Source organism: Pseudanabaena biceps PCC 7429, from assembly GCF_000332215.1.
Taxonomy (GTDB): Bacteria; Cyanobacteriota; Cyanobacteriia; order Pseudanabaenales; family Pseudanabaenaceae; genus Pseudanabaena; species Pseudanabaena biceps.
Window position 1 is genome coordinate 1 of sequence record NZ_ALWB01000126.1, and the last position, 17717, is coordinate 17717.

15 protein-coding genes are annotated in these 17717 nt (G+C 43.5%); 5 read left to right on the forward strand and 10 right to left on the reverse strand.

Annotated elements, in window-relative coordinates; genetic code table 11:
• Nucleotides 1-215: 215 nt before the first annotated feature.
• Nucleotides 216-761, reverse strand: coding sequence for a DNA starvation/stress protection protein DpsA (gene dpsA / locus PSE7429_RS14280; protein WP_009627941.1), 546 nt, complete (start codon nt 759-761; stop codon nt 216-218).
• Nucleotides 762-988: 227 nt separating this feature from the next.
• Between dpsA and PSE7429_RS14285 the strand changes: the two genes are divergently transcribed.
• From PSE7429_RS14285 to thrC, 3 genes are all read left to right on the forward strand, one after another.
• Entirely contained in the window at nt 989-1243 is a 255-nt protein-coding gene (locus PSE7429_RS14285; protein ID WP_009627942.1) for an Asr1405/Asl0597 family protein, read from the forward strand.
• A gap of 45 nt (nt 1244-1288) precedes the next feature.
• Entirely contained in the window at nt 1289-1882 is a 594-nt protein-coding gene (locus tag PSE7429_RS14290; protein WP_009627943.1) for a (2Fe-2S) ferredoxin domain-containing protein, read from the forward strand.
• A 288-nt stretch (nt 1883-2170) separates the two neighbouring features.
• The gene (thrC, locus tag PSE7429_RS14295; protein WP_009627944.1) at nt 2171-3271 is read left to right on the forward strand and encodes a threonine synthase; all 1101 of its coding nucleotides are present in this window, start codon (nt 2171-2173) and stop codon (nt 3269-3271) included.
• 318 nt (nt 3272-3589) lie between these two features.
• Here thrC and PSE7429_RS14300 read toward each other — a convergent pair whose 3' ends face one another.
• The 3 genes from PSE7429_RS14300 to hisD form a co-directional block, all read right to left on the reverse strand.
• Nucleotides 3590-4135: a phage tail protein gene (locus tag PSE7429_RS14300; RefSeq protein ID WP_009627945.1), complete on the reverse strand. Its 546-nt coding sequence runs from the start codon at nt 4133-4135 to the stop codon at nt 3590-3592.
• 153 nt (nt 4136-4288) lie between these two features.
• Entirely contained in the window at nt 4289-4831 is a 543-nt protein-coding gene (locus PSE7429_RS14305; protein ID WP_009627946.1) for a phage tail protein, read from the reverse strand.
• Between the two features lie 1152 nt (nt 4832-5983).
• A complete protein-coding gene (hisD, locus tag PSE7429_RS14310; protein WP_009627947.1) occupies nt 5984-7282 on the reverse strand; it encodes a histidinol dehydrogenase in 1299 nt (432 codons plus the stop codon).
• 395 nt (nt 7283-7677) lie between these two features.
• Between hisD and cobD the strand changes: the two genes are divergently transcribed.
• On the forward strand, nt 7678-8760 hold the full coding sequence (gene cobD / locus PSE7429_RS14315; RefSeq protein ID WP_009627948.1) for a threonine-phosphate decarboxylase CobD: 1083 nt from the start codon (nt 7678-7680) through the stop codon (nt 8758-8760).
• Nucleotides 8761-8958: 198 nt separating this feature from the next.
• Here cobD and PSE7429_RS14320 read toward each other — a convergent pair whose 3' ends face one another.
• From PSE7429_RS14320 to PSE7429_RS14345, 6 genes are all read right to left on the reverse strand, one after another.
• Nucleotides 8959-9873 carry a DUF6585 family protein gene (locus tag PSE7429_RS14320; protein WP_009627949.1) on the reverse strand — a complete coding sequence of 305 codons (915 nt, stop codon included), beginning with the start codon at nt 9871-9873 and terminating at the stop codon, nt 8959-8961.
• Between the two features lie 323 nt (nt 9874-10196).
• Nucleotides 10197-11612 carry a precorrin-3B C(17)-methyltransferase gene (gene cobJ / locus PSE7429_RS14325; RefSeq protein WP_009627950.1) on the reverse strand — a complete coding sequence of 472 codons (1416 nt, stop codon included), beginning with the start codon at nt 11610-11612 and terminating at the stop codon, nt 10197-10199.
• Nucleotides 11613-11696: 84 nt separating this feature from the next.
• Nucleotides 11697-12422 (reverse strand): precorrin-2 C(20)-methyltransferase, encoded by a 726-nt coding sequence (gene cobI, locus PSE7429_RS14330; RefSeq protein ID WP_009627951.1) that lies wholly within the window; start codon nt 12420-12422, stop codon nt 11697-11699.
• Nucleotides 12419-13048, reverse strand: a complete 630-nt coding sequence (locus PSE7429_RS14335) for a precorrin-8X methylmutase (RefSeq protein WP_009627952.1) — start codon at nt 13046-13048, stop codon at nt 12419-12421. The genes cobI and PSE7429_RS14335 overlap by 4 nt, the downstream gene beginning before the upstream one ends.
• Before the next feature lie 577 nt (nt 13049-13625).
• A complete protein-coding gene (locus tag PSE7429_RS14340; RefSeq protein ID WP_009627954.1) occupies nt 13626-14357 on the reverse strand; it encodes an SIMPL domain-containing protein in 732 nt (243 codons plus the stop codon).
• 172 nt (nt 14358-14529) lie between these two features.
• On the reverse strand, nt 14530-14841 hold the full coding sequence (locus PSE7429_RS14345; RefSeq protein WP_158467641.1) for a hypothetical protein: 312 nt from the start codon (nt 14839-14841) through the stop codon (nt 14530-14532).
• 761 nt (nt 14842-15602) lie between these two features.
• Here PSE7429_RS14345 and PSE7429_RS14350 point away from each other — a divergent pair.
• On the forward strand, nt 15603-17588 hold the full coding sequence (locus tag PSE7429_RS14350) for an FAD-dependent oxidoreductase (protein ID WP_009627956.1): 1986 nt from the start codon (nt 15603-15605) through the stop codon (nt 17586-17588).
• Nucleotides 17589-17717 lie beyond the last annotated feature (129 nt).

Below are 17717 nucleotides of genomic sequence, written 5' to 3' on the forward strand. Positions count from 1 at the left end.
GTGAATTAAACACCAAACCCAGTAAGGTTTTGAGATTCCCAAAATGGCAACGCCATTTTGTGAATTGGTATAAAAGCCTTGCTTAGCAAGGCTTTTACTTTGGGGCTTTTAAAATTTGCCAGCTTGCCCCGAACTGACGTTAACAAACAAAAATGAGGCGATCGCTTAGCGATCGCCTCATTTTTGTGACGATGACCGAAGCCTAAATTAATTACTTATTTGCCGACAAATGCTACGGTTAGGCTATCGGAGGCAAGGAAGTGATCGAGGTGATAGGCGCGTTCTTCTGTTTTCAAAAGAATTGTTTCGTAGAGGTAACGAGTTGCCCGATCTCCTAAACTTTCCGCTTGAGCTGCTTGACGACGTAATAGTTGAATGATTGCTTGCTCCGCCGCAAGATCATGTTCCACCATAGAGCGGCAATCATAGGCTCCATCTTCTTCGGATGCAATGCAGGACAATTCAGCTAATTTAGCGAAACTAGCCACAGGAATTCCACCCAGCCCATTCAATCTTTCTCCGAGATCGTGGACGTGAGCGATCGCCGCTTTGAGCCCATCTTCAAAAAACTCATGTAATGAGTAAAACTCAGAGCCATCCACCACAAAATGATGCTTTTGATACTGTAAGTACAGTGCCTGAAAGCTTGCTAAAGCAGCATTTAATCCTTCACAGACAGGTGTAGTCACACTTTTGTCCAGTAGTACTGGATTATCAGCAATTTCCCCAAATGCTCGCACTAGCCCTTGAATCGTAGACATAATTTTGGTTCCTTTTGACTAATCAAATATCAAGTAGTTGATGACGCGAAACTCAAATTATTTTAAGGCTTTTTAAGGTAAAGACAAATAACCCAGTGCCTGTGCTAACGAATTTTTGAAGGATTTTGGGATTTAGATGAGAATTACTTGCATTTATGTAGTAGTATCAAATCTAATAGTTATTGCAATAAGATATCAATAACTAACTGATTTAAGGCAACTCAATCATGAATCCAATCAACTACTCCTTAGCAGTGAATCAAGAGATTTCCATAGATGGTTCTGATAGATGGGATCTTTACTATCGTTTGCAAGAGTTAGGCATCCCTTGTCAATGCTCATCCCATAGACCTTTGACGGTTCAGATTTCCAATCCCAATCATCTATTGCAAGTTTGGTGTGTCATTAGACGGATGAATGCGTCGCGGGACGAGATGATTAAACTTTTAAAGAATAATTGGCAAGTAAGGTTTCATAATTAAACCTATCTATTAACTCAATCTAGTCAAAAATATAATCAAAAATCTATGTCAAAACTATTGGCGCAAATAGCAGATTTTCAGGTTATGGCTCAATTTTTGGGGGTCATCCTCAAAGATGGTTATCGGGTTAAATATTTGAGAGTGGCGATCGCTTCTCAGGAATATTGGGTGAAGCTGCCCAAAGAACTAAGCCAGAACTTTGATCCCCATTTAAGTGTTGGCTCTTGGCTAGAAATTATTGGTACGCAAAAGATCGATCGCAAAAAAGGAATTCTAAAACTAGAGGCTTCGTCATATAGTAGAGCTGGCGCTCCGAAGGTCCTCACCAACCAAACAACCGTAAATGCCTCTCCAAATGACTCGCCCAAGGTTGTTAAGTCAAAGGTTAATAAAGCTTGTATTTTAATTTGTCAGAAATCTGACTGCTGGCAACGTGGCGGTAAAGAGGTTTACCAACAGCTAGAACGGGAATTGCGCGATCGCGGCTTAGAGAATCACGTACAGATTCAAAAGACAGGATGCCAAAAACAATGCAAACAAGCCCCCAATTTAGTTGTAATGCCAAACAAAGAACGGCATAGCTTTGTTAAGCCCTCTCAGGTGAATGGTTTGCTAAATCGATACCTCGATCATAATTAGCTGCACTAGGCGCAATTAATCATAATGCCAATTCACGAAAGTGTGACAACACTTTTGTGAATTGAAAACCAAACCCAGTAAGGGTTTTCAAAGCTCAAAATGGCTACGCCATTTTGAGCTTTGGTATAAAACTTCTATTAACGCTTCAACTATTTGCAGTAATATATAAGCTTATACTTGTTTGCCATTGCAAATCAAACCCAGTCTGGATTTTGAGATCTGGGTTTTGGTATTTGTTATAGAGCTAAACTAGATTCGATAGTTTATAAGCATTTTATAGAAGAAAGCGTGATTGATACTCGTCTCGATCTTTACCCTGCCTCTACAGTTCCTAATGGTTGGCCAGGACTTATATGTCGCTATGCGGATTATTTGCCAGTTACAGACCAAACTCCAATTGTCACTTTGCATGAAGGCAATACTCCCCTAATTCCCGCGATCGCCCTTAGCGAAAAATTAGGACGCAATATCAAAGTCCTGCTCAAGTATGACGGACTCAACCCCACTGGCAGCTTTAAAGATCGCGGTATGACGATGGCGATTTCTAAAGCGAAGGAATCTGGCTCAGAGGCGGTAATTTGTGCGAGTACGGGGAATACTTCGGCGGCAGCGGCAGCCTATGCTAAACGTGGCGGATTGAAGGCTTTTGTCTTAATTCCCGATGGCAAGATTGCTCTTGGGAAGTTGAGTCAAGCCTTAATCTATGGTGCAGAAGTAATTGCGATCGATGGTAACTTTGACCAAGCCCTCGAAATTGTGCGAGAAATGTCGGAAAAATTTCCGATTACGTTGGTTAACTCTGTCAATCCCTATCGCCTTGAAGGTCAAAAGACAGCCGCCTTTGAACTAGTAGAAGCGATCGGTGATGCCCCTGATTGGTTATGTATTCCGATGGGCAATGCTGGTAATATTACTGCCTACTGGATGGGATTTTCCCAATATTATGCATCGGGTAAATCCGCCAAATTACCACGTATGATGGGATTTCAGGCTGCGGGATCTGCGCCCTTAGTCACAGGACAAGTCTTTGATAAACCCGAAACGATCGCTACAGCAATCAGAATCGGCAATCCTGCTAACTGGGCAAAGGCTCTCAAAGTGCGTGAAGAAAGCGGCGGTGCTTTTCATAGCGTTACCGATGTCGAAATTCTTGCGGCTTACAAGTTCTTAGCTGGCGAAGAGGGCGTTTTCTGTGAGCCTGCTAGTGCAGCTTCAGTAGCGGGATTGCTAAAAATTAGCGATCAAATTCCCTCAGGAGCGACGATTGTATGCGTACTGACTGGCAATGGTATTAAGGATCCCGATACAGCGATCGCCTGTGCCGAGTCCAAATTGCATAAGGGCGTTGCCCCCGATATTACTAGCGTAGCGAAGGTAATGGGCTTTTAAATATACTAGGACTTAGAGCCCCATAAGAGAATGTTGGCGCTTCGCGCCGACATTCTCTTATGGGGCTTCACTTGGTGATAGCTATAAGTAGCTAGGCATAATTAAAAACCAAAGCCAGAAGAGCATACCGCCCGCGCGGCGGGCGGTATGCTCTTCTGGCTTTTTACTTAACGTGAGTTCGGGATAATTTGAAACGGGCATCGAGAAAGGGTTTGCGTAGCAAACCCTTTCTCGAAGCCCAAAAGTAAAAGCCTTGCATAGCAAGGCTTTTACTTTTGGGCTTTTAAAATTTGCCAGCTTAACCCGAACTGACGTTACTTAATATGGACGCATAGGATAAAGTCCTTGGAGGGCGATACAATACCGTAAAGCTAAATAGGGTTGTAAGGTTGAAACTGATGCTGTTTGCAAGTTTGCGCTATTGACGACAGCAACAGCTGACGGATCTGCTGAAGAAGTAGCCTTAGCATTACTAGAGTCTAAACTTAATCTGATATTCTCTTGACCGCCAAACTGTCCAAGTTCATAACGGTTAAGCCCCCGCCCTTGACCGTAGCCGATGGGGATGCGGCTCCGTAGATCTGGCAGATTAAATGTAGTTATTCCATTACCGCCATAGTTTGTACCCAACAGCGAGAAAAGAGCTGCATTTTGGTTAATGGAAATCGTTTGACCATTGGCTTCAGCCCAATTTCTTGGGCAGAAATCATAGGCTACGAGCATAATCTCTCCAATTTCTGGATCGGAAGATGCATTGGCAGGAGCGGTATATCCGCCCAAAGATAAACCAACTGCCATGCCAAAGCAGACAAGAATCGAGGTTAACAGCCTGATAGTTTGATGCAATCGATCGCCTAGTTTCATAATTCTAAGTCTTTGTATTTCGCTTTGTATTTTGCTTTGTATTTCATGTTTTTAGGTTGCAATCAAAAGGCGATAAGAGAATTAGGCGATCGCAGAGACAATCAATCTATGCAACCCTAACCCTCTCATCCTCATGAGGCAATGACATTAGAGCTAGTCACGGCTAGGAAATATGCCATTAAGAGCCACGCAATAACGCAATGCTAAGTAGGGCTGGACGGGTGAAACTGCGGCTGGTTGCAGTTTCGCATTATTAACAACGGCAACTGCTGATGCATCAGTAGAAGCGGCAACTTTAGCATTAGCCACAGCTACACCTAAGGCAACATTTTCCTGTCCACCAGTCTGACCGAGTTGGTAACGGGAAAGTCCGTTGCCCTGACCATAGCCAACAGCTACGCGACTGCGTAAATCGGGTAGATTAAAAGTGTTTCTGCCATCGCCACCATAGGTGTTACCAATTAAGGCAAAAAGGGGAGTGTATTGATTGATCTGCAATGTCCGCCCATCCGCTTCAGCCCAGTCTTGAGGACAGTAGGTGTTAGCGGTAGTCATAATTTCCCCAATAAACGGATCGTAACCAGCATTCGCAGGAGCATTGTATCCCCCCAATAAAAGTCCCACCGCTATAACAAAGGATGCAAGAACCGATAGTGATACTTTGATAGCCTTGTGTAATTGATGACCTAATTTCATATTTCTATGCTTTGTGGTAATTCATAGGTTAATTGACTCAAAAAGAATATTGCCGCTTACTTTGTTAGCAAATCAATACAAAATAACAAGGTAGTTATGATTACGCTGCAATGCGATCAATAAATTAATACCAAATAGATATTTATTTGGCTCTATTATTGATATTCGATTGATATTTGATTGCTTATGTAATCTTTTTGAAGTCCTCACGATACTAACATCCTAAAGTGAACAAGCATAGATAGGATATGTAAATTTTTTTATATAGCGATCGCTAAGTATTCACTAAGTATTCACTAAGTATTTGCTAAGTATAACGAGATACCGAGAAGTTCCGATGAACCGTAAATATAGTATTTGTAATCTCAGACTAAAATCGAGTTGTGCTGCTTAATCCCGTAACTCTTTAGGCTATAACGAAATCGTGAAATCATCATAAAATCATTGTTTCCTAATTTGTAGTAAGTACCTCAGCATAATTAAAATCCATATATAAACCCTGCGGTGCACGCGCAGCGTGCGCCGCAGGGTTTGGGGTTTTATATTTAATTAAGCCCACTTACTTATATCAATTCACTGAAGTAAGCCAACACTTCAATAAATTAAAAAACAAACCCAGTAAGGTTTTGAAATTCCAAAAATGGCATTACCATTTTTGGAATTGGTATTACAGTCGCGTTATTTCAAAAAGTATTAAAAATTAATTAAAAAATTAAATAAGTAGCTAGGCGTAACTAATTACATGTTCAAAAACATAAAGTTGTACCCCTGCTGGGTGCAACTTTATGTTTTTTGCATAAGGACTTATTCTCATCTTGACAATCATCTGTGGGTTATGACAATGCGATGTTTAAGTTAGGTCATAAAAGCAAAAAGATGATTAGCAGAGCTTAGCTCTGCTAATCATCTTTTTGCTTTTAAATTGCTATATCTTTACGAGATTAGACTTAAGTAGTTCGGCGTAATTAAAAAATAAAACTAAAGAACATACCGCCCGCTGTGCGGGCGGTATGCTCTTCTAGGTTTTAAGTTTACTTATGCCTAGCTACTTAATAAGAATGTTCAGAATGTTGCTATTTTGTAAGCGTATAGATAGCTTTTGGGTTTTTACTTGGCTAATTAAAGAACTACTAAAGAACTACTAAAGAATTACTAAATATCTTGCAATCTCAATCTTACGGAATCACCGTGGGATGGTAAGCCTTCGGCTTCGGTTAGCAAAGCGATCGCCCCAGAGACTTCTTTTAAGGCTTCAGGACTGTACTGAATCAAGCTTGAATGCTTCAAAAATGTTTCAACCCCCAGTGCCGACGAATAACGCGCACCACCACAGGTAGGCAAAGTGTGATTTGGTCCTGCGAGGTAGTCACCGACTGCCTCAGGTGTAGAATGCCCGATAAAAATTGCCCCTGCATGACGAATTTGATCGATCAATTGCCAAGGTTCTTCGATTTCTAATTCCAGATGTTCTGGGGCAAATTGATTGGATAGCTCGGCGGCGGTATTGAGGTTATCGACGACGACAATTAAGCCATAGTGAGCGATCGCCTTTTCTGTCATTAAGCGTCGTGGATGGTTTTCTAACATCCGATTTACTTCTTCAGAAACACGATTAGCAAGGCGCGAATCATTGGTGAGCAAGATCGATGCTGCCATTTGATCGTGTTCGGCTTGAGCCAGCATATCTGCCGCTACGTAGGTAGGATTGGCACTAGCATCGGCAATAATTAAAACTTCAGAAGGTCCTGCGATCGAGTCGATGCCGACACGTCCAAACACTTGTTTTTTGGCAAGGGTGACATAGATATTTCCCGGTCCTGTGATGACATCAACCTTGGGAATGGTTTCCGTACCATAGGCTAAAGCTGCGATCGCTTGCGCTCCCCCCACACGATAAATTTCTTCCACCCCAGCTACCTGAGCCGCCACTAAGATCGCGGGATTAATGGTGCGCTCCTGACCAGGAGGTGTAACCATGACAATCTTTTTTACCCCTGCAACTTTTGCAGGCACGGCATTCATTAAGACAGTACTTGGGTAGGCTGCTTTACCTCCAGGTATGTAAATACCCGCAGCATCAACGGGGGTGTAGCGTTTACCTAACACTATGTCCTTATCGCCAAAATGCACCCAGCTTTTTGGCACACGCATTTTATGAAATTCTTCGATACGCTGATGAGCCATTTCGATCGCCTTGAGTAGACCTCCTTTGACCTGCTGATAAGCAGCATCAAGTTCCGATCCACTGACGCGCAGTTCCGCCGATGTGAAGTCTTGACCATCAAATTCAGAGGTGTAGCGCAGTAGGGCGGTATCACCTTTGCGTCTAACGGTTTGAATGATTTCGGTGACTGTGGCTTCTTTGTGGATCATCTGATCGTCATAGATGCGATCGCAAATCCGTTTGATTTCGGATTCTGCTTCAGTTCTCTGGGTGACAATTCGTAGCATAGATTGTGACGTAAGAAGCGATGATTAATCCTAGCTTAACCTGTATTCTCGTAAGTTGTGTGACCTAAAAATCTAAAATTGCCATAAGCGCATGTTTAAGTAGCTAAGCATAAGCAAAGCAAAACCTAGAAGAGCATACCGCCCACTACGCGGGCGGTATGCTCTTCTAGGTTTTGCTTTGCTTGGTCTAAATTCGGAACTATAGAAAAATCTCTAAGTAGCTGGGCATAATTAAAACCCAGAATCAAAACCTGTAGCGCTCGCGCAGCGAGCGCTACAGGTTTTGTTCTTTTATGTTTAATTGCGCCTAGCTACTTAGAAATCTTGCCAAAGCCAGCATTGAAAGTAGCCAACAGCAGTCAATGCCCCTGAGATAGAATCTAAAATAAAAAACTATGCAATCGTCTGAGCGTTTACATCCAATCCATGGGGGGAATCGACAATGGGCGGCAGAGATGGCTGACATATCCCCAGCCCAGATCTTAGATTTTTCGGCAAGTATTAATCCTCTGGGTGTCCCTAAATCAGCGATCGCAGCGATCCAGTCCCAATTCACAGATTTGAGTCATTATCCCGATCCAGAATATACATTACTCAGACAGTCCTTGGGAGCATTTCATCAATTGTCCTCGGAATGGATTTTGGCTGGTAACGGAGTTGCCGAGCTATTAACTTGGGTGGGGCGCGATCTTTCGCAATTAGTTGCCACGGTACTCTTTACGCCTGCTTTTACCGATTACTATCGCGCTCTAAAAACCTTCGATTGCCAAGTGGAAAAATATCCATTTCTAATTAGCAATCAAGATGTAAGTTTTAAGATGGATCTGCCCGAAATTAGTAATTCTCATACCAAAGGAATCCTAATCAACAATCCCCATAATCCCACAGGCTATTTATTTTCTAGAGATAGTATTTTGCCCTATCTCGAAAGATTTGCCTTGGTGGTAATTGATGAAGCTTTTATGGATTTTCTCCCGCCAGATCAGCAGCAAAGCTTAATTGATTTAGTTCCATCTCATCCTAATTTAGTGATTTTGCGATCGCTTACAAAATTCTATAGTTTGCCTGCCTTGAGGCTTGGCTATGCGATCGCCCATCCCGACCGTTTAAGGCGATGGCAAGCATGGCGCGATCCTTGGTGTGTCAATAGTTTTGCTGCCGCCGCAGGAATCGCTGTACTCGATGATCGGGAGTTTCAACAACAGACATGGACTTGGTTAAAAAGTGCCAAATCGCAGCTATTCACGGGCTTATCGCAAATATCAGGGTTAATACCCTTACCAAATGCAGCCAACTACCTATTGGTGCAAACAGAAATAGCAGGTTCATTTTTGCAAAAGGAATTATTGCAAAGGGATAAAATCCTCATTCGCGACTGTCTGAGTTTCCCCGAACTAGGCGATCGCTATTTTAGAGTTGCGGTAAGGTTAGAAAGCGAAAATCAAAAATTGATAGAGTCCCTAAGCGATCTATTCTAGCGATCTATTACAGCAATTACCGATCAAACGAACCACAAGGAAATCTTTGAAAGCGTTGCAAAGCAACGCTTTCAAAGATTTCCTTAGTTGGGGTTTGAGCGCAAAGCGCTGTAAGTAGTTCGGCATAATTAAAACCCAAAGCCAGAGAGCGTAACGCCCGTTACGCGGGCGTTACGCTCCTCTTAGATGGACTTTAGTTTATTGCCAGCGAATTCCCGTTAAACTCTCAAGAACAATTAGAAATAGCCTTGCATTAGGAATATTGCTATAGGTGAAAGAATATTTGCCTTTGCCAGACCACCACTTAGCATCTTGATGTTTAAATTGAAAAACTCCTCCACCTAAAGTAATATCCTTCATCTCAGTAACGGCAACCCTTTGAGGCTCTTTATCTTTGGTCACAAATTCCATAAAGCCCCTACCAATTCTTACGGCTTTGGGATTTCCTGCCATCGGAAATTCCACATATCCCAAGCTATTTAATTTTTCATTGACTGATTCTAGTAAATAAATGCTCCATACTCGCTCGGCTGTATTGGCAAAATGCCAATTATCTCCATCTTTAGGAACTTTTTTTTCCGCATGATATTGTCCATTCAAACAGTAGTCTTTTCCTGAAATTTGCTTCCATTTGTAGGTATATGCCGTTCCTGTGTAAATTCCATTGACATAGTTGCGAATTTGAGTCACATATAAATTTGAGGCATCCTTAAAACAGAGTTGGTGTTTTGTCGGGATGGCGGTACGCGAACCCTTGATGAATAGCCTTACAATTCCCTGCTCGCCAACATAGGAGCAAGAGTAGCGAAACTCCGTCATCAGATAAAGAATCAGTCCCAAGATGGCACCAGTTGCGATCGCGATAATGTTAACCTCGTCGGTCTTCGCAATGTAGCGAATACCGTAAGCTAATAATCCGCCAACGATTAAGGAGAGGGAGATTCTTGCAGAAATGGAAATAGGCTGCTTAGAGTGAGTTAGATTGCTTTCAGCGGAGAGAATTGAGCCAATTTCGATTGGTGGGGGAGTAAAGAAATCCATATTAGAAGGAATTTGTCCTCCAGAGTGAGTCACAATTCCTTCATGGGGCATCCAGTTAGATTGATAGATCATTTTGGGTTCTCTAAGCAGATAGACAATACCAGTAGATCGGGACTAGATCATGGCTGTCGTTAGATGTCGTGATAATCTCATAATATATTTTGCTCTTTTACCTGTCAATTGAAGCAATTACTCATTAATAGCAATTCCCAAAATGGCAACGCCATTTTGGGAATTGCTATAAGGACGAGTGCGAAGCGCCGCCCATTTTTATACCAAATCACAAAATGGTGTAGCCATTTTGTGATTTTAAAACCCTTACTGGGTTTGGTTTTCAATTCCCAAAAGTGTAGCCACACTTTTGGGAATTGGTATTACCTATTGATTTGACCAATTTAATTGTATTTGCGTGGTGTATAAACATACTGGCGATCGCTCCATTGTAGGCTCTTAGTTTTACTAGAACCTACAATAATCACTGTTTGCATATCGGCAAGTTCGGGAGCTAGTTCCGAGAGAGAAATAACTCTTACATTTTCACCTTTACGTCCCATTCTATGACCTAAAATTACAGGCGTATTGGGCGATCGCCATTGTAAGAGCAGATCTCTAGCTGCTGTGAGTTGCCATCGGCGTTGAGTTGAAATGGGATTATAAATGGCGATCGCAAAATCGGCTTGGGCGGCAGCAGTTAAGCGCTGTGTGATAATTTCCCAAGGCTTGAGAATGTCGGAAAGAGATATCATGCAGAAGTCATGCCCGATTGGGGCACCGATCGCCGCCGCCGCCGCTTGAGCCGCAGATATTCCTGGCGCGACATAAATATCAATCTGGTTCCATTGAGGATCAGGTGACTGATCTAAAACTTCAAATACAGCGGCTGCCATGCCGTAAATCCCAGGGTCACCAGAAGAGACGATGACCACTGATTTTCCTTCAGCCGCCAGATCGAGAGCGAGACGGGCGCGATCGAGTTCTACTCGATTATCGGAAGCATGAACGGGCTTCCCTCGCGTAAATTCTTTGACTAAATTGATATAGGTTTTGTAACCGACAAAATCCGTTGCATCCTCTAGAATTGCCTTAACTTCTGGAGACATCCATTTTGCGGCTCCCGGACCAGTACCGATAATTGATAGTTTTCCTCCAGTTTCCGACCGATCAATTAGGGTGGTTTGATAAACTAGATAGGTGGAGCTTAGCTGAGACTCCATCGATTCTAAAGAGATTTTGCTGGAGATTACTTCTATTCGATGGGTCGCATCATCGGCAAAAGGAAGATGACTTTCGCTTAGCCAAGGCGCTATACCGATTAGTTTAACTGTTTTTCCAGCTAATAAATCCGCTAAAAATGTCTTAGCCTGTTCATCATTATTCAGCAGTCGATAGCCATCGGGAGGAGATAGGAGGGAGGTTTGAAATCGGAGATCGCCAGTGGTTGTAATCGCTGCTTGGACTTGGAGCGTATTGGCGATCGCTCTAGCTAAATCGTTCGCGCCATTCAGTCCGCCTAAGAGGGGAACAACAGCACTGCCATCTTCAGCGATCGCAATTACGGGTGGTTCGGCTCGCTTATCGGAAAGTAAAGTGGCGAGGGAGCGGATTAAAATCCCTGCGGCACAGATCCCAATAATGGCATGTCCTTGGCAAAATAACTCGCTTACAATTTCGCTAAACTTGGTGTATTGGCGATCAGCAGATTGGGTACGCGAGGCTAATCCATAAATAATGGCATGGGGAATCGTATTTTGGATTTGTCGAGCGATCGCGATACTCTTCTCTCCTAAGATAATGATGGCAGGGGGTTTCATTAGATATTCATTCACTTAATCATTATTTGCTCGATGGTCATTGGCTCGATGGTCATTGGCTCGATGGTCATTGGCTGGAACCTTCTATTGAGGCTTGGTTTGACTGGGAATCATGACGATCGCCCAATAGGGAACTTCATCGGCAGTAACCGAAGCGATCGGCTTGATATGCTGATTGGGCATGGTGGCGCGTTCGATATATAGGGCGCGAGAAAACAGGTCTAATTCTTCTAAAACGGATTTCACTTTGGCAAAATGTCTGCCGAGCTTAATGATAATGGCGGCATCGGCAACGGCTAGGCGATCGCGCAAAATATCTGCTTCTAAGGTTGCAGGCATAATGCTCAACACATCATTTCGATAGGTTAAGGGTGCGCCTAACATCGCAGCGCTGGCAAAGGTGGAAGATATCCCAGGAATCACCTCGGTATGAAACCGATCAGAGAGGCGATTAAAAATATACATAAAGGAACCGTAAAGCATCGGATCGCCTTCACATAACACCGCGACATCGCGACCCACCGATAGATGTTCGGCAATCTTCGCCGCCGCTACATCATAATAGGGCTGTGAAGAGCGATCGACGCTAAAGGGAAGCGGCATCGGTACTTCTATTTGCTCTGGACGAATAAAATCTGCAACGATCGCCCTTGCTAGTACCTTGCCACTTTCCATCGTAGGATAGGCAATCACGGGGACTGAGGTTAAAATACGATGAGCCTTGATTGTTAATAGCTCTGGATCGCCAGGACCAATTCCTAAACCATAGAGGTTTCCCGACCTTATTTCGCTCTTGTTTTCAGGGTTCATAACTCATTCTCCATCGCTAATGCATTCACGGCTGCGGCTGCCATCGCACTTCCCCCTCGCCGACCGTGAATGGTCAAAAAGGGTACACCACGACTATTTGCGGCTAATGCGGCTTTTGATTCGATCGCACCCACAAAACCTACAGGGAATCCTAGTATAACGGCTGGTTTGGGCAAACCTTGATCTATCATTTCTAATAGCCGAAATAAAGCGGTTGGTGCATTACCGATCGCCACGATCGATCCTTCCAAATGCGATCGCCATAGTTCCATTGCCGCCGCCGATCGGGTGTTATTAATTTGCTTGGCGAGTTCTGGTACTTCAGGTTCGTTTAAAGTGCAAATCACAGAATTATTGACAGGTAGGCGCTTGCGGGTGACTCCATTGGCTACCATCTGTGCATCACAAAGAATATTTGCCCCGTTCTTTAACGCATTTCTGCTAATTTCTACTACGCCTTCGGAATAGGCAAGATCGCTCACAATATCGGTCATACCACAGGCATGAATTAACCGCACGGCAACCACTTCAAGTTCGGGTGGTAAGATTGATAAATTTGCCTCAGCACGAATGATGGCAAAGGATCGACGATATATTTCACTGCCATCACGAATATAATCAAGCATGGGAATGGTCAAGGGAGATCTCAAGTATAGAGCTGATAAAGCTACAGGATTTTGTGCTAACAAACATTTGTGCTAAGTGGCTGGGCGTAATTAAAAGCCAGAATCAAAAGCTGTAGCGCACGCTGCGCGTGCGCTACAGCTTTTGGTTTTTTATATTTAATACCACCCAGCTACTTAACAAACACTTAGTAAACACTTAACAAACATAAGTATATTGCCAAGCACAGCAACGCTAGTCTTGGCAATATACTTGAGAATTTAATTATTTTGCAAAATTGTAGCTAACCTAATTCTAGGCTTGTGCATTTTACTCTAAGTCGCTGGGTGCAATTTATAGCTGTCGCCAAATGTGCTAAGTACTTCAGCATAATTAAAACCCTAAAACCTGCGGCGCACGTGTAGCGTACGCCGCAGGTTTGGTAGTGCTAAACAGGTAAGGATGGGCGGCGCTTCGCGCCGCCCATCCTTACTTGTTTAAATCCTTTCCTTTTAGGACTACCCACTTACGACATAAAACCCAAAGTCCTGTGGCGCAAGCTGCGTACGCCACAGGACTTTGGGTTTTAATTAATTTTAATTAATAAGTGATTTGCAGCGTCACTGAAGCTTCAATCTTTTGATCGCCACCTAAAATTGGGAGTGCGCTAGCTGCCTTAGCATAGCTATCTAGACGTGGCTGATTGATCGGGTAGGAAACTCCTGAATCGATAATCTGGATTGATTTGATCGTTTTTTGGGAGAAGCCTAAAGTACTTAAAACGGTATTGGACTGAGTTTGGGCATCTTTGAGGGCATCTTGCAAAGCGAGTTGCTTGGCAGCATATAAATCGGCATCATTGGCGATAAAACTAATCTGTTCGACTTGGTTAGCCCCTGAATTAACAGCAGCATCGAGGACTTCTCCCGCACGTTCTAGGGGCACGACAAAACTAACGCTGGTTTGTCCCGTAAATCCATCTTGACGTTGGCGATTGTTTTCGTAGACATACTTGGGATTGAGTTGTACGCTCAGGGTTTGCAACTTCTCGACATTGAGCTTCTGCAAGGTCGAGACGATACTATTAGCTTGACGAGCTACTTCAGTTTGAACAGCGATCGCCGTTTTTCCTTCAACATTAACCCCAAGCTGAATTCTTGCCTTAACGGTTTTCACCAAGCGATCGCCACGTCCTGTCACAGTGAGGACGCGCTCGTTTTTGATTTCAGTATATTGAGCATTGCTTTCCTGTGCTTTTACGGGAGAAGCGATCGTTGCTACCGAGGGGATACAAAAAGCAAGACTGAGAATGAATGTAGTTACATGACGCATATGATTGACTCCTTACACCTTTGTTTTATGTTATTTTCATTTCTTCGATTTTTAAGATATCACCCAACTTAAATCGGATTTAGCGTGGTTACACTTTCAGATACAGGAAATAACTTGGTTCCCATTTTGAAGAAAAAAGCCAAAAAAAAGCCAAAAAAAGTCGCTATTTTTTTTATAGATACTCCCTTCCCAGTGAAGAATTAGACGTTGCGGCGCTTCGCGCCGCAACGTCTAATTCTTGGTTTTTGATGTCTATTTCTTTGGTGGGAAGGGAGTAGCGATCGCTATTCCTGTCGAGGTTTATATAGCTATAGTCAGTAATGTGAGGACAAACATCAAACCCAATAGGGAGTTGCGGCGCTTCGCGCCGCAACTCCCTATTGGGTTTGATGTCCTGACTTAAGTGAATATAGCTATAGTACTTAGTCCAATTTATCTGCATCTGATTGTCTGCATCTGAATGTTTCAAGATCGGCAGTTTCACAGAGCCAAAACCCATTTTCATAGAGCAGTGAAAGCATTATTCAGTACATACCACTCAAGAGATGAGAAATATTGCTTCGTGTCATCACTTATCTCTTAGGTCTTGACTCACTTGGCAATAGATAGACTGAGGATTTTGAAAAACTAGCATTTTGATAATGAAAATAAAAAGCACCTTTCCTATCTACTAACTGGTAGTTCTAAATAGGTAAGAATAGGGATTTTAATGTGTTGTCTATCCTTATCCATTGAGAAACTTTCGGTATAAATATACTGTCTTAACATACTGTTTTAACATCTTTGTTAAGTGGCTAGGCGCAATTAAATATAAAACCGCAAAACCTGTCGCGTGCGCTACAGGTTTTGATTTTGGGTTTTAATTATGCCCAGCTACTGATTGAGTTTTTGTCTATTTTTCTTGTCTGTAAAGTTATGGGGCATTGGAGAATAATAAGCTCAAAATATGTTTTGTCTTTAAATGCTTTAAAATCCGAATTGGGGAGTATTTGTATAGGGTTAGTCTTGACAAAAATACTCTGCCACTATGCCTTTCTATGATTGCTCTAGACCTTGGTATATACTATATTTTCTCTAAAGAAAAATATATGTAATTGCTGAAAGTTTTAAACTTTATTTGCTGGCGAATTTAATTGCATTTGACTATGTTACATATTAGACTCTTTAAGCTAATCTTAAGAGTATGTGGTGTGAGTGTAGGGACTTGTTGAAAAGCAAGCGAATTTTTATGAGTAGCAGTGAGTCATGAGCGAGCAGAAAAAGAAACCAAAAGATTTTAGCGATCGCCTTGGGGAAATAGAAGATCCGAAAACTAAACGCTCCTTTCGTCCCAAATTGCGTTATGTATTGGGAATGCTCTTTATGGGCTTAGTACTTAGTGGAGCAACAGCAAGAACTTGGCAATTTTTTAGTAAGCAAAAGTCCATTGAGCCCATTGCCCAAGATGCAAGTGCACCGATCAAACTATACGATCGCAATGGCTTCCCGCTACTCAATCCGCCGCCACCAGTAGATGCTGAAGTATGGGAATGCGATGTAGCTGTCGTGGGCGGCTCCTTAGGGGGCGTGGCAGCAGCCTATCACTCGATGAAAACGGGGGCAACCACTTGTTTAATCGAGCTAACGCCAATGCTGGGCGGTCAAGTAAGCTCACAGGGAGTTAGCGCGATCGATGAGTCCCTACTTATGCGCTATCGCCAGCAATTCCCGCTTAGCTGGACGCATTTTAAAAATATTATTGCCAGTCAGCCTGCATTACCTGAAGCCTATTCCTATCTAAAACCAGGGGCAGTGGTGGCCGATACCAATAGCTGTTGGGTAGGAAATCTCTGTTTTACCCCTTACTCTGGTGAGCTTGCGGCAGAAGAATTTTTGCGTGAGGCAAAGCGATCGGCTCCTAAGAGTCGATGGGAGACGCAGATTGCTTTTAAGGGAGCAAGTTTTAACGAAAAGGGCGATCGCATTACTTCGATCTATGGAGTGCGTCGCATTCCCCGTGATCCTAACTATTTACCTCAAGGGCGACTATCTCGCGAAATTAAAAGCTGGTTTAATTGGAACTCTGACGAAACTTTTGATAAAAAACCGATCCGTTTGCAGGCTCCCGCAGGCAAACAGATGATGGTAATCGACTCCACCGACACCGCTGAGGTGATTGCTTGGGCAAATATTCCCCACCGTCTGGGGGCTGAAGGCTTTAGCACTACAGGTGAAGTCCATGCCGTGGCAGACAATCCTGAATGTACGCAAGCATTTACCTTTCCCTTTGTATTAAAAATTGCCGATGATGAGGGGCGATCGCTCAAGGAATTGCGGAAAGTCCAACCAGGATATTCGCGGGAAGAACATCGCAAGGATTATGACTTAGGTAGGTTCCCCATGTTTGAGGGGAACAGCATGTTTAACTATCGTCGGATTGTGAGCATGAAGCGCGACGATCCCTTTAAGGCGATCCCCGCTAAGGGCGATATGACCGTAGTTAACTGGAATCGCGGCAATGACTGGGGGGTAATGAATCCACCACTTATCTTGACTGATAAACAAATTCGCGATTCAGGGCAACAACAAAACTGGCTTGGAGGCTTAAATACCACAGCCCTTAAGGATGGCGAAAATCATGCCTTACTATTTGCCGAATGGTTGATGGATAAGTATGCATCCGCCGAATTTCCGCTCCGCCTAATGTCAGGTCCCGATAGCCCCATGCCCACCGAGTCGGGGCTGAGTATGTATCCTTACATTCGTGAGGGTCGTCGTATTCTCGGACGTGCTGCTTATGGTCAGCCAGAGTTCTTTATGCGCGAACAAGACCTGCGTAATGATATGGAGGGGGGGCGTAATTTTAATCCGACCTCAATTGGGTTAACGCATTATGCGATCGATATGCATGGTTGCCGTTATCGCAATTGGGAGCCATCGAAAGCCCCCAGCTCTGCTCCTACCAATGAGGATAAAGTTCGCCCAATTATCTTGCCCTTTGAGAGTTTGATTCCTCAACGTATCGATAATTTATTGATGGGTGGTAAAGCGATCGCCGTTAGCCACATTGTTAATGGCGCAACCCGCATCCATGTTGGCGAATGGTCGGCAGGAGCGGCGGCAGGAGCGGCGGCGGCATGGATTGTTTTGCAGGATGATCCATCGTTAACCCCACAGGTAATTCTTGATCGTGGCAAAATTAACGATCTGCAAGCTCTCTTAAAATCGCAAGGTATGTTATTAGAGTGGTAGCCCCTATCACCTTAGTTTCGATATTCTTGATGTCACTGTAATCAAAACCCAAGGATGGGATGGCGGCGCGAAGCGCTGCCATCCCATCCTTGTTTCTAAGAAGAGAATCGCCGCGCTTTGCGCGGCGAT

What these genes read in the sequence shown, in the direction of transcription:
- dpsA (WP_009627941.1), bottom strand. Translation starts at nt 761, where the DNA reads ATGTCTACGATTCAAGGGCTAGTGCGAGCATTTGGGGAAATTGCTGAT.
- PSE7429_RS14285 (WP_009627942.1), top strand. Translation starts at nt 989, where the DNA reads ATGAATCCAATCAACTACTCCTTAGCAGTGAATCAAGAGATTTCCATA.
- PSE7429_RS14290 (WP_009627943.1), top strand. Translation starts at nt 1,289, where the DNA reads ATGTCAAAACTATTGGCGCAAATAGCAGATTTTCAGGTTATGGCTCAA.
- PSE7429_RS14300 (WP_009627945.1), bottom strand. Translation starts at nt 4,135, where the DNA reads ATGAAACTAGGCGATCGATTGCATCAAACTATCAGGCTGTTAACCTCG.
- PSE7429_RS14305 (WP_009627946.1), bottom strand. Translation starts at nt 4,831, where the DNA reads ATGAAATTAGGTCATCAATTACACAAGGCTATCAAAGTATCACTATCG.
- hisD (WP_009627947.1), bottom strand. Translation starts at nt 7,282, where the DNA reads ATGCTACGAATTGTCACCCAGAGAACTGAAGCAGAATCCGAAATCAAA.
- cobD (WP_009627948.1), top strand. Translation starts at nt 7,678, where the DNA reads ATGCAATCGTCTGAGCGTTTACATCCAATCCATGGGGGGAATCGACAA.
- PSE7429_RS14320 (WP_009627949.1), bottom strand. Translation starts at nt 9,873, where the DNA reads ATGATCTATCAATCTAACTGGATGCCCCATGAAGGAATTGTGACTCAC.
- cobJ (WP_009627950.1), bottom strand. Translation starts at nt 11,612, where the DNA reads ATGAAACCCCCTGCCATCATTATCTTAGGAGAGAAGAGTATCGCGATC.
- cobI (WP_009627951.1), bottom strand. Translation starts at nt 12,422, where the DNA reads ATGAACCCTGAAAACAAGAGCGAAATAAGGTCGGGAAACCTCTATGGT.
- PSE7429_RS14335 (WP_009627952.1), bottom strand. Translation starts at nt 13,048, where the DNA reads ATGCTTGATTATATTCGTGATGGCAGTGAAATATATCGTCGATCCTTT.
- PSE7429_RS14340 (WP_009627954.1), bottom strand. Translation starts at nt 14,357, where the DNA reads ATGCGTCATGTAACTACATTCATTCTCAGTCTTGCTTTTTGTATCCCC.
- PSE7429_RS14350 (WP_009627956.1), top strand. Translation starts at nt 15,603, where the DNA reads ATGAGCGAGCAGAAAAAGAAACCAAAAGATTTTAGCGATCGCCTTGGG.